This is a genomic window from Streptomyces aureus, assembly GCF_001418135.1.
In the GTDB taxonomy this organism is placed as follows: domain Bacteria; phylum Actinomycetota; class Actinomycetes; order Streptomycetales; family Streptomycetaceae; genus Streptomyces; species Streptomyces aureus_A.
The window spans coordinates 1-12,470 of record NZ_LIPQ01000488.1 but is presented as its reverse complement, the minus strand read 5'-3'; the positions used below and the strand labels follow the sequence as shown (position 1 = coordinate 12,470).

Annotated in this window: 12 protein-coding genes and 2 pseudogenes; 5 read left to right on the top strand and 9 right to left on the bottom strand. The window is 72.5% G+C overall.

Annotated features, from left to right (window positions below; translation table 11 throughout):
* From AOK00_RS40890 to AOK00_RS31780, 4 genes and pseudogenes are all read right to left on the bottom strand, one after another.
* Window positions 1–208, bottom strand: a pseudogene (locus tag AOK00_RS40890) (protein kinase domain-containing protein); the annotation flags it as partial.
* A gap of 2 nt (window positions 209–210) precedes the next feature.
* The coding region (locus tag AOK00_RS40880; protein ID WP_367870069.1) for a protein kinase domain-containing protein at window positions 211–590 on the bottom strand (380 nt) is incomplete at its 3' end.
* Window positions 591–615: 25 nt separating this feature from the next.
* Window positions 616–1,479 (bottom strand): oxygenase MpaB family protein, encoded by an 864-nt coding sequence (locus tag AOK00_RS31785; RefSeq protein WP_055603645.1) that lies wholly within the window; start codon window positions 1,477–1,479, stop codon window positions 616–618.
* 105 nt (window positions 1,480–1,584) lie between these two features.
* Window positions 1,585–2,955: an FAD-binding oxidoreductase gene (locus AOK00_RS31780; protein WP_055603644.1), complete on the bottom strand. Its 1,371-nt coding sequence runs from the start codon at window positions 2,953–2,955 to the stop codon at window positions 1,585–1,587.
* Between the two features lie 217 nt (window positions 2,956–3,172).
* Here AOK00_RS31780 and AOK00_RS31775 point away from each other — a divergent pair, with 217 nt between their 5' ends.
* Complete coding sequence (locus AOK00_RS31775) at window positions 3,173–3,454, top strand: pyrimidine/purine nucleoside phosphorylase (protein WP_055603643.1); 282 nt, start codon at window positions 3,173–3,175, stop codon at window positions 3,452–3,454.
* Between the two features lie 193 nt (window positions 3,455–3,647).
* Here the strand turns inward: AOK00_RS31775 and AOK00_RS31770 are convergent, their stop codons facing one another.
* Both AOK00_RS31770 and AOK00_RS31765 read right to left on the bottom strand, forming a co-directional pair.
* On the bottom strand, window positions 3,648–4,115 hold the full coding sequence (locus AOK00_RS31770) for an ArsI/CadI family heavy metal resistance metalloenzyme (protein ID WP_055603642.1): 468 nt from the start codon (window positions 4,113–4,115) through the stop codon (window positions 3,648–3,650).
* Window positions 4,116–4,157: 42 nt separating this feature from the next.
* Window positions 4,158–5,525 carry an NAD(P)-binding domain-containing protein gene (locus tag AOK00_RS31765; protein ID WP_055603641.1) on the bottom strand — a complete coding sequence of 456 codons (1,368 nt, stop codon included), beginning with the start codon at window positions 5,523–5,525 and terminating at the stop codon, window positions 4,158–4,160.
* 165 nt (window positions 5,526–5,690) lie between these two features.
* Between AOK00_RS31765 and AOK00_RS31760 the strand changes: the two genes are divergently transcribed.
* The 3 genes from AOK00_RS31760 to AOK00_RS31750 all read left to right on the top strand — a co-directional run bounded on the left by AOK00_RS31760 (window position 5,691) and on the right by AOK00_RS31750 (window position 7,919).
* Window positions 5,691–6,053: an ArsR/SmtB family transcription factor gene (locus AOK00_RS31760; protein ID WP_055603640.1), complete on the top strand. Its 363-nt coding sequence runs from the start codon at window positions 5,691–5,693 to the stop codon at window positions 6,051–6,053.
* A 136-nt stretch (window positions 6,054–6,189) separates the two neighbouring features.
* The gene (locus AOK00_RS31755) at window positions 6,190–7,344 is read left to right on the top strand and encodes a hypothetical protein (RefSeq protein ID WP_055603639.1); all 1,155 of its coding nucleotides are present in this window, start codon (window positions 6,190–6,192) and stop codon (window positions 7,342–7,344) included.
* A 62-nt stretch (window positions 7,345–7,406) separates the two neighbouring features.
* Window positions 7,407–7,919, top strand: coding sequence for a GNAT family N-acetyltransferase (locus tag AOK00_RS31750; protein ID WP_055603638.1), 513 nt, complete (start codon window positions 7,407–7,409; stop codon window positions 7,917–7,919).
* 190 nt (window positions 7,920–8,109) lie between these two features.
* Here AOK00_RS31750 and AOK00_RS31745 read toward each other — a convergent pair whose 3' ends face one another.
* Both AOK00_RS31745 and AOK00_RS31740 read right to left on the bottom strand, forming a co-directional pair.
* Window positions 8,110–9,300 (bottom strand): acyl-CoA dehydrogenase family protein, encoded by a 1,191-nt coding sequence (locus AOK00_RS31745; RefSeq protein WP_055603637.1) that lies wholly within the window; start codon window positions 9,298–9,300, stop codon window positions 8,110–8,112.
* Window positions 9,301–9,592: 292 nt separating this feature from the next.
* Complete coding sequence (locus AOK00_RS31740; RefSeq protein ID WP_030314702.1) at window positions 9,593–9,793, bottom strand: hypothetical protein; 201 nt, start codon at window positions 9,791–9,793, stop codon at window positions 9,593–9,595.
* 273 nt (window positions 9,794–10,066) lie between these two features.
* On the opposite strand from AOK00_RS31740, the gene AOK00_RS31735 reads away from it, so the two are divergent.
* On the top strand, window positions 10,067–10,966 hold the full coding sequence (locus AOK00_RS31735) for a siderophore-interacting protein (protein WP_055603636.1): 900 nt from the start codon (window positions 10,067–10,069) through the stop codon (window positions 10,964–10,966).
* A gap of 356 nt (window positions 10,967–11,322) precedes the next feature.
* Here the strand turns inward: AOK00_RS31735 and AOK00_RS31730 are convergent.
* Window positions 11,323–12,470 (bottom strand): annotated as a pseudogene (locus AOK00_RS31730) (AfsR family transcriptional regulator); the annotation flags it as partial.

The following is a 12,470-nucleotide window of genomic DNA, read 5'->3' as shown; positions in this document are numbered from 1 at the left end:
GAGGTCGCTGCGGTGGTCGATCTCGCCGCCGCCGATCTGCTCGGGCGACATGTAGTGGGGCGTGCCCATGGCGATGCCCGTGCCGGTGAGCTTGGACGTGAAGCCCACGTCCGCGCCGAGGCGCGCTATGCCGAAGTCGCAGATCTTCACCGTCCCGTCGCGCAGCCGCATGATGTTCGCGGGCTTCAGGTCGCGGTGCACGATCCCGNNTCGGCGACCTGGTCGGCGATCTCGACGACGTCGTGGACGGGCAGCGGATGCTGGGCGTTGGCGGCGAGGAGCTGGCTGAGATTGCGCCCTTCGAGGAGCTCCATGACGAGGAAGAGCACGCCGTCGTACTCGCCGAAGTCGTGCACGACGGTGATGCCCCGGTGCTGGAGCGCGGCGGCCACCCGCGCCTCGCGCCGGAACCGCTCTCGGACCACGGTGAGGACCTGCGGGTCCTGCTGCGGTCCGATCGGCTTGAGGCACTTCACGGCGACCCCGCGGCCGAGCGCCTCGTCGGTGGCGCGCCACACCTCGCCCATGCCCCCGCGACCGATGACCTCGTGCAGGCGGTACCGGCCCTGGATCAGTCTCGAGTCCCCCATCGTGTGCTGCCGCCCCCGTCGATTCCTACGCCTTTTCCGGCTCCTCCAGTATGGACGCCGGTTCGGACAGTGGGTACGGGGCGGGGCACGTGTAAGGGTCGGGTCGCGTCCCCGGGCCGAGCCGTTCCATGGCGCGGAGGATGTGCCGGGGCGGCAGCCGCCAGCGCAGGCGGGCGGGGATGCGGCGCAGCAGGTCGGCCGTGGTGACGAGGCGGCGGGTGACGGTCTCCTGCGGCGGCGCGGGACGGCCGTAGAGCGCGTGGGCGTAAGGGGGCAGAGTGTCGTACGCGAGGGCCGCGACGCGCCGCCAGATCACCTCGCGCGCCGGTACGAGCGCGGGTTTCACGGGCGGCCGGCGCAGGAAGTCCTCGACGGTACGGGCGTCGGCGCCGACCTCGAGCCGGGGCCGTACGGTCTCGAAGTAGGCGGCGAGTGCGGCGGTGGATCCGGGGACGGTGGCCGGATCCAGGCCGACGAGCCGCGCCGAGGTGCGGTGTTCGTCGACGTACCGGTCGGCCAGGGCGTCGGTGAACGGGATGCCCGAGCGGCGTGCGACCGAGAGGTACGAGTCGGTCTCGGCGCAGTGCACCCAGAGGAGCAGCTCCGGGTCGTCGACGCCGAGCCGCCGATGGATCCGGCGCACCCGGGCCCCGGCGGCTTCGGCGGCCTCCGTGGTCGCGTAACTCAGGGTCCCGACGAAGTCCGCGGTCCGCATCAGCCGCCCCCAGGGGTCCTTCCGGAAGCTGCTGTTGATCATGACGCCGCGTACGGCGACGGGGTGCAGCGCCTGCAGCCACAGCGCCCGCACCCCGGCGATCCACATGACCGGGTCGCTGTGCACCTGCCAGGTCACGGAACGGGGCCCGAAGAGCCCCGGGTCGGCACTCAAGAAGCGTCCTCGCTCATACCGTTCAGGCTACGTCGGAACCGGCTCCCCGGAACCGGTCGTGCATGGACGGGGCGAGCGGGCCCCGCGGGATGACCGGTGCGGGCCTCAGGGCCTGATGTTCTGGTTGAGGTGGAACAGGTTCCCCGGGTCGTACGTCCGCTTGACCTCGACCAGACGGTCGTAGTTCGCCCCGTAGTTGGCTCTGATCCGGCCCTGGTCGTCGTCGGCCATGAAGTTGATGTAGCCGCCCTCCTCGGAGTGCGGGGCGGTGGCCTCGTAGTAGTCGCGGACCCAGGCGATGCCGGCCTCGTTGGCGGAGGGGTCGGGCCACATGCCGGCGATGACGGTGGCGAACGAGGCGTCCCTGTAGGCGAAGGCCGTGGCGTCCGGGGCGACCCGGTGGCAGGCGCCGTTGATCGGGTAGATGTGGACCGTCGAGTTCACGGCGGGCAGCCCCGGTGCGTGCTGGACGTGCGCCTCGATCGCGGCGTCGGTCAGTTCGGTCACGAAGTTGGCCTTCCAGTAGTGCTGGAGGCCGGGCGGTACGAGCGCGTCGAAGGCGCTGTTGAGCGCCGGGTACGGCATGGGCCCGACGTGCTCGGCGACCACCGGCGCGAAGTCGCGGAGGGGACGCAGGGCGCTCTCGCCCTCGTCGAGCGGTCCGGACCAGCACGCCACGATGAGGGCGAAGGTGTCACCGTGCCGGTCCTCCGGGATGAACGGGAGCGGCGGGGCGATCTGGAAGGCGGGGAACCCGCCCAATTGCTCCGGCGCGTCGGCGATGTGGTCGGCGAAGGCACGCACGACGGTGGCCGCGTCCTCCAGTTCGAAGAGCATGGGTCCGCCGTAGATGTCCTTGACGGGGGCGAGCCGGTACTCGAACGACGTCACGGCGCCGAAGTTGCCGCCGCCTCCGCGCAGGGCCCAGAACAGGTCGGCGTTCTCCTCCTCGTCGGCGACGACGAGGCGGCCGTCCGCGGTCACCACGTCGGCCGAGACGAGGTTGTCGCAGCTCAGGCCGACCCCTCGGGCCAGATAGCCGATGCCGCCGCCGAGGGTGAGTCCGCCGACGCCGGTGGTGGAGATGATCCCGCCGGTGGTGGCGAGGCCGAAGGGGTAGGTCGCCGCGTTGAAGTCGCCCCATGTCGCACCGCCCTCCGCGCGGGCCGTCCGCCGCGCGGGGTCGACGCGGACGCCTCGCATTCCGGAGAGATCGGCCACGACCCCGCCGTCGCACGTCCCGAAGCCGGGCACACTGTGCCCGCCGCCCCGAACCGCCAGATCGAGCCCGTTCTCGCGGGCGAAGTCGACCGCGGCCATGACGTCGCCCGCGTTGACGCAGCGCACGACGACGGCCGGTCTCTTGTCGATCATGGCGTTGTGCACCGTGCGCGCCTCGTCGAAGGCGTCGTCGTCGGCTGTGACGACCGTCCCGCGTACCCGTTCGCGCAGCTGGTCGTTCGAGAGCTTGCCCATGGCCACCGCTCCTCGGTCGAATCATTTCCACGCTACGCCGATGACGCGGGGCCTCAACCGGAGCCCGGACGCACGGACACCGGCCCTCTCGTCCAGTACGTGAGACCGGGTCGGCCGGAGATGTGGCGACTCCCGGCGCGCCCTTAAAGTGCCCCTACGCGTGGCCGGTACACGAAGCCCCGGCCCACCCCTTCGCCCGATTCGCATGAGGATGCCCATGTTCACGGTCAACGAGTACTTCGACGGCACGGTCAAGTCCATCGCGTTCACGCAGGAGCAGGGCCCCGCGACCATCGGCGTCATGGCTCCCGGCGAGTACGAGTTCGGCACCGCCGCCGCGGAGATCATGCACGTGGTCAGCGGCGCCCTGACGGTGCGGCTGCCCGGCGCCGACACATGGGAGACCTTCGCCGCCGGAGACCACTTCAAGGTCCCCGGCGACAGCAGGTTCCAGCTGCGGGTCGCGGTGGAGACCGCCTACCTCTGCGAGTACCGCTGACCGTGCCCGGGCCGTGGGGGCGGCTCAGCCCACCTGCGGGCCTTCGGCCGCACGAAGGCCTTGGTCCGAACGCGGCAACCGCGTCGCCGAGCGTCTTCTCCCGCGATCCGGAATGCGAGGACCTGGATCGGACCTGGCTTTCGCCGCGTACAGAGGGAGCCGTGGCCACGAAAGAAGGTCGGGCGTCGAGAGATCAGCAGCATCCGCCGGCGGCGACCGGTTCACTCGCCCCGTTGTCGGCGGTGGACGCCGTGCCGGCGCAGCAGGTGCTGCCCTGTTGCCTGGTCAAGGTGTCCGCGTCGGCCTTGACGACGTACACCTCCCAGGGTTCGCGGCCGGGGCCGTGAACCCACACCTTGTCCTGGAGGGCGTAACAACAGGTGGTGTCGTTCTCCTCCGTCGTCGGCAGACCGGCCTCGCCCAGGCGGGTGGTGGCGGCGTGGACCGCCTCGGTGGTGTCGACCTCCACGCCGAGGTGGTCCAGACGGGTGTCCTCGTTCTCGGCGCCTTCGATGAGGACGAGCTTGAGCGGCGGTTCGACGACGGCGAAGTTGGCGTAGCCGTCGCGGAGTTTGGCCGGTTCGGTGCCGAAGAGCCTGGTGTAGAAGGCGACGGATGCCGCCAGGTCGGGAACGCGCAGGGCGAGTTGTAGGCGGGACATCGTGTTCCTCCAGCTGTGGGCGGGTGGACGGATGGGGCCGGGTCAGCAGGCGCCGGAGGCGGCCGGGGCTCCGACATCGATCCGGAGCGCCGTCGGGGTCGCGCAGCAGCCGCCGCCGTCGGTCGGCGCGTCGGCGGGCTGATCGAAGAGGCCGGCCCCGCCGCAGACCCCGGTCTCGGGAAGTACGAGCTCGACGCGCTCGGCGGACTCACGGTCTCCGGCGAGGGCGGCGACGACGGAGCGGACCTGCTCGTAGCCGGTGAGGGCCAGGAAGGAGGGAGCGCGGCCGTAGGACTTCATCCCCACCAGGTACACACCCTCCTCCGGGTGCGACAGCTCCTTCACACCGTGCGGGTAGACGGTGCCGCAGGAGTGCTGGTTCGGGTCGATCAGCGGAGCCAGCTCGACCGGGGTCTGGAGACGGTCGTCCAGGCCCAGGCGCAGTTCGTCGAGGAAGGTCAGGTCGGGGCGGAAGCCGGTGAGGACGATGGCCTCGTCGACCGGGTCGAGCCGGCGGCCGTCCCCGTCGACCAGGACCAGGCGCTCGCCCTCGCGCTCGATCGCGTCCGTACGGAAGCCGGTGACGGCGTCCGCGTACCCCTCCTCGACCGCGGCCTTCGCCGCGAAGCCGAGGGCGCCACGGGCGGGGAGCTGGTCGGCGCCGCCTCCGCCGAAGGTGCTGCCCGAGAGGCCGCGCCGCAGGATCCAGGTCGCACGGGTCTCCGCGCCGTCGTGGGACTTCGCGAGGGCGGCGAGCGAGGCGAGAGCGGTGAAGGCGGAGGCTCCGGAGCCGATGACGGCGGTGCGCCTGCCTGCGTAACGGGCGCGCACGGCAGGGTCCTTGAGGTCGGGAACGCGGTAGGAGATCCGGTCGGCCGCCGCGCGCTCGCCGAGGGCCGGAAGGCCGTCGCCGCCAGCCGGGCCCGGGGTGGACCACGTACCGGAGGCGTCGATCACGGCCCGGGCGAGGACACGCTCCTCGCGTCCGTCGCCGTACCGGATGTGCACGGTGAAGGGCTGCCGCTCGCGGTCGGCGTCGACGACGCGGTCGCGTCCGGTGCGGGAGACGCCGGTGACCCGGGCGTCGAGCCGGATCCTGTCGCCGAGGCCGTCGGCGAGCGGCTGGAGGTAGGCGGCCGCCCAGTCCCCGCCGGTCGGATACGTGTCCGGGTCGGGCTTCACCCAGCCGGTCGGGGCCAGGAGCTTCTCGGCGACCGGGTCGACGACCTCGCCCCAGGCGGAGAAGAGCCGCACGTGGGACCACTCCCGCACAGCGGCTCCCGCCTGGGTGCCGGCCTCCAGGACCAAGGGCTCCAGGCCCCGGTCGACGAGGTGCGCGGCAGCGGCCAGACCGGCGGGCCCGGCTCCGACGACCACGACGGGCAGCTGGTCGGTGGCGGTGACGTTCACGGCCCTTCCCCTTTTGATTCGACATTCGTCGATCTCTTGCGCCTCCAGCGTGACACCCGATTCGACAGACGTCAACATAGACATTCATCGAAGTCGTCATGGCGTGCGGCCGGGCGGCGCAGCACCGCCAAGGGCGCCTGGTTCGACATGTGTCAACATAGATACATGTCGAACGTGAAGGGGCTACCGGTACTGGAGCCCGAGATGGAGCCCTGCTGCCCGCCTCTCAACGAGCGGCCGCTGACCGCGGAGGAGGCCGAGCGGACCGCTGCCATGTTCAAGGCGCTGGGCGACCCGGTCCGGCTGCGGCTCTTCTCCTCCGTCGCCTCGCACGAGGGCGGAGAGGCATGCGTCTGCGACATCTCCGACGTCGGCGTCTCCCAGCCCACGGTCTCCCACCATCTGAAGAAGCTGAAGGAAGCCGGGCTGCTCTCCTCGGAGCGACGCGGCACCTGGGTCTACTACCGCGTCGAGCCCACCGTCCTCGCGGCCATGGGGGCCCTCCTCACGAAGGCCGCCTCGGCCTGACCAGGTCTCACGGCCGCCGGGGGTCCGCAGGCGCCGCACTCGCATGGCGCCGCCCGTAGGCGAACCACGCACGGCGCGGCCGATGTCCGAGGGGCCTCGTACTCTTTCCCGAGTTCGATTTTCCAGGGAGATTCGCTTGTCCGTTCACGCTCGGCTCCGTGCCACCGTCCCCGCTCTCATGCCCTCGTCGCAGGCCGGTCCGCCGGAGATCACGGGGCTGCCCGGACGCAGGATGCTCGTCCAGCGGAGCGACGACGAGATCGTCACCCAGGCTCTGGACGACGCCTTCGTCGCACGCGCGGAGGCGAGCGTCCGCTTCCCCGCGCCGTGGCCCCGTAGCCGCGGCACGTGGGAAGTGGCGCCGGACGCGAGCCTGGCCGTCTTCGCCGGGGTCCATGCCGTACGCGCGGTGGAGCCGTCGGGTGCGACGCGCTGGGAGGTCCGCCACGGATGCTGGTACGGCGCGTGCCGGGAGATGCACGAGTCGTACGACGAGTACGCGGATCGGCAGGACCATCGATACCCCGAGAGCGGCTCGGTCGGCTTCTCGGCAGACGGCAGGCTCGTCTGGGCGCACGTACGGGGCCCGTTGCCCGAGGGCGAGTTGAGCCCCGACACGGCCGACGAGTGGCTGGTCATCGACGCCGAGAACGGTCGTGTGCTCGCGCGGGCGGACGCCGAAGCCGCAGCGGCCGGCAGCGTTCACCTTCCCCACCCGACCGATCCTCGCCAGATGGGGCTGAGCATCGGCGAAGGCCAGGACGGCGCACCGCTGCGCTGGGGCCGCTGGGACGGGAAGGAACTGGCCGTGGACTGCCTGGACGGCGATCTGTGCCTGCTGGGTCTCAGCCCCTCGGGCGACCGGCTCATGACCGTCTCCCACGACCAGGACTCCCTGGCCGTACGAGACTCTCGTGGCGACGTCGTCGAGGCGCTGGACTGGAACGCGGAAGCAGCACTTCCCCGGCACCCCGAGGCTCCCAGCTCCACCGATGCAGACGCCGACGAGGACGAGGACGAGGACGTGGTCGAGCTGGACGTCTGCTGGGACTGGGCCGGCGGCTTCCTCGACGAGACGACCCTGGTCGCCTCGACTGCCGAGAGCGACGAGGAGTGGGGGGAGGGCCGGCACTGGCTGGTCGACACCACGGCAACGCACGGCTTCACGCCGATCGACTACGGCTCGCCGGCCTCCGGCGAGCCGACCGCGCTGGGAGGCGGCGCCTGGTCGACGCTGTCGCAGACCCGTGACGTCCTCCACGTCTGGGGTCTCCACGGCCTGGAAGGCTGATCCCGGCAGAGAACCAGCAGCTCACCGCCGGACCCCCACCTCCGTCTGGGAGACTCCTCCCCATGACCGGATCAGCCACCCGCGCCATCACCGTCGTACCCCTCACGGCCGACCACGCCGACGAGGTCGTCGCGATCTACCAGGCCGGTATCGACGAGGGCAACGCCACCTTCGAGACCGTCGCCCCGACCTGGGAGCAGTTCGACGCGGCCAAACTGCCCGAGCACCGATTCGCCGCGCTCGACGAGGCCGGCCGGGTGCTCGGGTGGGTGGCGGCCACGCAGGTCTCCGACCGGTGCGCGTACGCCGGAGTCGTCGAGCACTCCGTGTACGTGCACCCCGACGCACGAGGACGTGGCGTCGCCTCGGTCCTCCTGAAGGCACTCATCGACTCCACCGAGACGGCCGGGATCTGGACCGTTCAGTCCGGCATCTTCCCTGAGAACTCCGCCAGCCTCGCCGTCCACGCCCGTGCGGGCTTCCGGGTCATCGGCACGCGCGAACGCGTCGGCCGCCACCACGGCGTATGGCGCGACACCGTCCTCGTGGAGCGCCGCAGCCCGCACATCGACTGACGCAGCCACGCACGGACGCCCGGACGCCCGGACGCACAGACGCACAGACGCACAGACGCACAGACGCACAGACGCACGCAGCAGGCAAAGGGGCAGGGCCGCCGCGAGCTTCGCCGTCACAGCCCGAGGCCGCACCGAGGACGAGGACAACGCGACGGCGGGCCCGGGAGCATGACCGGGATCCCGGCGGCTACCGGCGGACGCGGGGCATGCCCAGGCCGATCCAGGAGATGATCTCGCGCTGGATCTCGTTGTTGCCGCCGCCGAAGGTGAAGATGACGGCGGAGCGGTAGCCGCGTTCCAGTTCGCCGTGGAGGACCGCGCCCGCCGAGCCCTCCTTGAGGGCGCCCGCCGCGCCGACGACCTCCATGAGGGCCGCGTAGGCGTCGCGGCGGGCCTCGGAGCCGTAGACCTTCACGGCGGAGGCGTCCTGGGGGGTGAGGGTGCCGTTCTGGACGGCGTTCACCATCTGCCAGTTGAGGAGTTTCATCGCGTCGAGCCGGGCATGGGTGCGGGCCAGGGTGCGGCGGACCCAGGGCAGGTCGATGACGCGCCGGCCGTCGGCGAGCGGGGTGTCGGCGGCCCAGTGCTGGACGTCGTGCAGTGCGCGGATCGCCATCGTGCCGTGGGCGGCGAGGGTGACGCGCTCGTGGTTGAGCTGGTTGGTGATGAGGCGCCAGCCCTTGTTCTCGTCACCGACCCGGCGCGAGGCCGGGACCCTGATGTCGTCGTAGTAGCTGGCGGTGGTGTCGTGCGAGGCGAGGGTGTTGATGATCGTGCAGGAGTAGCCGGGGTCGCTCGTCGGGACGAGCAGCATCGTGATGCCCTTGTGCGGCGGCACGTCCGGGTCCGTGCGGACCGCGAGCCAGACCCAGTCGGCGGTGTCGCCGTTCGTGGTCCAGATCTTCTGCCCGTTCACCGTGTACGTACCGGTGTGCTCGTCCCCCTCCCGGACCGCGCGGGTCTTCAGGGCGGCGAGATCGGTGCCCGCGTCGGGCTCGCTGTAGCCGATGGCGAAGTCGATCTCACCCGAGAGGATCCGCGGCAGGAAGTACGCCTTCTGCTCGTCGGTGCCGAAGCGCATGATCGTCGGTCCGACGGTGTTCAGCGCCATGAGCGGCAGGGGTACGCCCGCCTGCGCGGCCTCGTCGAAGAAGATGAACTGCTCCATCGGGGTCAGCCCCCGCCCGCCGTACTCGGTCGGCCAGCCGACCCCGAGCCAGCCGTCGGCGCCGAGCCGGCGCACGGTCTCCCGGTAGAAGCGCTTCTGCGCCGCCGGGTCCGCGTAGCGGGTGTGGACGTCTTCGGGGACCAGCTCGGCGAAGTACGCACGCAGCTCGGCGCGCAGGCTGTTCTGAGCGGGCGTGTATGCGAGGTGCATGGGGCGGGCCTCCCGTGGCGGCTGTCCTGCGGCGGCGGTCCTGCGGGGTCCTCGGCGTCACGCGGGCGGTGCGACGCTCGACGGCGGCCACGGTAGAACGTGTTCCATAAATGCGGAAGCCTCGGAGCGGCTCCGGACGGCCCTCGGCCCCGGTTCGCAGCTGCCGAACCGGGGCCGAGGGGGTTGTCGAGGGGTACTGCGGATCACTGCTGGTCACTGTGGATCGCTGCAGGTCCTTGCGGATCACTGCTGCGGATCACGGCGGATTGTCGGCGCCCCGCGGGGCGGCGGCCTACGGCAGCAGCTCGTCCATGGAGGCGCGACCCTTCTCCGCCATACGGCGTTCCGCCCAGGCGAGGGTCTTCGGAGTCACGTCACGGCCGGAGGCGAGGACCAGGTCCTCGGCCGTGAACTCGCCCTCCGACCCGGAATGCAACAGCCGGTCGGGCGTCGGGAAGTCCCCCAGGGACGTCTTGTCGGGCTCAGCGTTCATGCCGCCTCCTACGTGTTCGTCCGGCACTGGCCATTCTCGTGTCCGGTCACCGGGTCCGCATCCGGGAGCGGCGGACGCCGGTGCATCCCGGCCGCCGCGCTCCCAGCCGCGGTGCCGCCCGGCCGGGCGACCTCCCGCGGCCGTGCCCCTCCCCCCGGTGTAGAAGCGGTGTCGGTGCGCTGTCGGTACGGGCCGGGAAGGTCGGGGGAACCCCCGGACACCCCGGACACCCCGCACACCCCGGACACCCCTGGACAACCCCAAGGAGCCCCGATGCCCCGCGCTGAAGCCGAATCCGAAGCCGAGACCGAGCCCCTGCCCCTGCGGCACCTCCGCGTCGTCACCTCCCGTCACATCACCCCCCGTACCCGGCGCGTCACCCTCGGCGGCCCCTCCCTCGACGGTTTCGTGCTCACCGGGCCCGATCAGCAGGTGAAGCTGTTCTTCCCCCGGCCCGGTCAGGCCGGGCCCCTCCTGCCCGCTCCCGACCCCTCCGGCGACCTCACGCGCTGGTACGGGGCGTACGCGGCGCTCCCCGAGACCGAGCGGCCGTGGATGCGGAGCTATACCGTCCGGGCGCACGACCCGGCCGCCGGGACCGTCGACATCGACTTCTTCCTCCACGGGGACGGGAGCGACTCCGCCGCCGAGGGACCCGCCACGCGCTGGGCACGGTCCGCGCGGCCCGGTGACGCGGTCGGCATGTTCGGCCCGTCCGCCGCCTTCGCGATGCCCGTCGACCCGGGCGCCGGTGACTGGACGCTGCTGTACGCCGACGCCTGCGCGCTTCCCGCGCTCGCCACCGTCGTGGCCGCGCTGCCGCCCGGGCAGCGGGCCGTGGCCTACCTCCAGGTCCCGGACCCGGCCGAGCTGCAGCCCCTGCCCACAGCCGGCGACCTGACCGTACGTCCGCTGTACGGCGACGCCTCGGCCGTGGGCACGCGCGCCCTCGACGCCCTGCGGGCCGACCCCCTGCCGGGCGGTCGGCCGTACGCCTGGCTGGCCGGCGAGGCCTCGACCGTACGGGCGCTGCGGAGGCACCTCGTGGAGGAGCGCGGCGTGGACCGGCGCTCGGTGCACTTCGCCGGGTACTGGCGGCACCGCCTCACCCAGGACGACGCGCCGACCTCGGAGGACCTCGCGGAGGCCCGGGGACGTCTGGCGGCCGGCTGAGCGGGCGGGGACGTGGGCCCGTGCCCACCCCGGAGGGGAGCTCGAACAGCTGCTCCACCACGCGCTGGTGACATCCGGCCGTCGCTCCCGGCTCCTGCCCGCGGCCTGCGTCCTCGCCCTCGTCGCCTTCGGGTGGTACGCCACCCGGTCCGCCCGCCCTCCCGACTGCGAGGTCGCCGTCTCCGCGTTCACCGGCGGTACGGCCAGTTCATCGCCGAGAAGGGCGAGCCGGTGGCCCGGGACGAGTTGAGCGAACGCGCCTACCGGACCCGGTCGCCCCGGGACGCTGCGAGCCGCCCTCGGCTCGTTGGCGCCTCTGGATCGGCTGACCGCGTCCGGGCGTCGTCCGGACGCGGTCAGGCAGCCGGAGTCTCCCCCGGGTTCCGGACGAGCACCGCGGCCGCACGGGCCGAGAGCCGCGTCCCCTCCTCGTGACGGCGGGTGTACGCCTCCGAGGGGAGCGCCACGCGGAGGGTCTCCTCGGCTCGTGCCCTGATCAGGGCCTCCGTCTCGGCCGTGAAGGGCCGGAAGCCGCCGTCCGTGCCGGAGCCCGCGTGGGCGTCGTACGCGCCGAGGAGCCGCGCCCCGGTCTCGGCGTCGCCCGGCCCGCCCCGCCCGCCGAGCGCCCACGCGGCCGTGGCGAACTGGGTGACGACCAGGTACGGGGCGACCAGGTGGGCGAGGGTCTCCACCTCCGCGACCGCGCGCGCCAGCCGCTCCACGGCCCGGCCGTAGGCCCCGTCGAGGCAGTCGAGCCAGGCCCACGCGCCTCCGGCGAGACCCCAGAAGAGGCCCGGGGTCACGTCTCCGAACTCGTCCTCCAGTCGGGAGAGCTGAGCCCTGGCGAGACCGGTGCGCCCGGTGTGGCCGTAGTGCTGGGTGAGCAGCAGCCGAGCGGAGCCGGCGACCTCGGCGCCCCACTCCCCCGCCGCGTCGGCGGCCTCGGCCAGCAGCCGTTCGGTCGCCGGGTCCCCCTCCGGGTGGAGCCGGAGCCGTACGGCCGCGAGGCGCGCGGTGTAGAGGGGCACCTGGGAGCGCGCTCCGACGCGGGCGGCGGCGTCCGTGGCCCGCTCGAAGTCGGCGGCGGCCTCGGCGAGCCGGCCCTCGCGCTCATAGGCCTCGCCGCGGGCGGCGAGCGATTCGGCGATGCCCCAGGAGTCCCCGGCCGTCTCGAAGAGGGCGAGCGCCTCGGCCGCGTCGTGCGGTCCGTGCACGACGAGCTTGGCCCGTACGAGGAGGGCGAAGCCCAGGTCCCAGCCGGGAGCGTGGTCGCGGCAGGCGTCGACGATCGCCGTCAGGGTCTCGTCGAGGCCGGCGAACTCCCCGGTCATGAGGCGGGCGAAGTACCACATCATGGCCGGCTGGCGGCAGGTCTGCGGAAGGCCGGGGCGGTACGCGGAGACCAGCGCGGCGAGCCTGGCGCGGGTCTCGGGGTGCTCGAACGAGCTGGCGCCCCGGCCGCCCTGGGTCGCGAGCACGTAGAGCCGCCCGCCGCGCCGGGCCT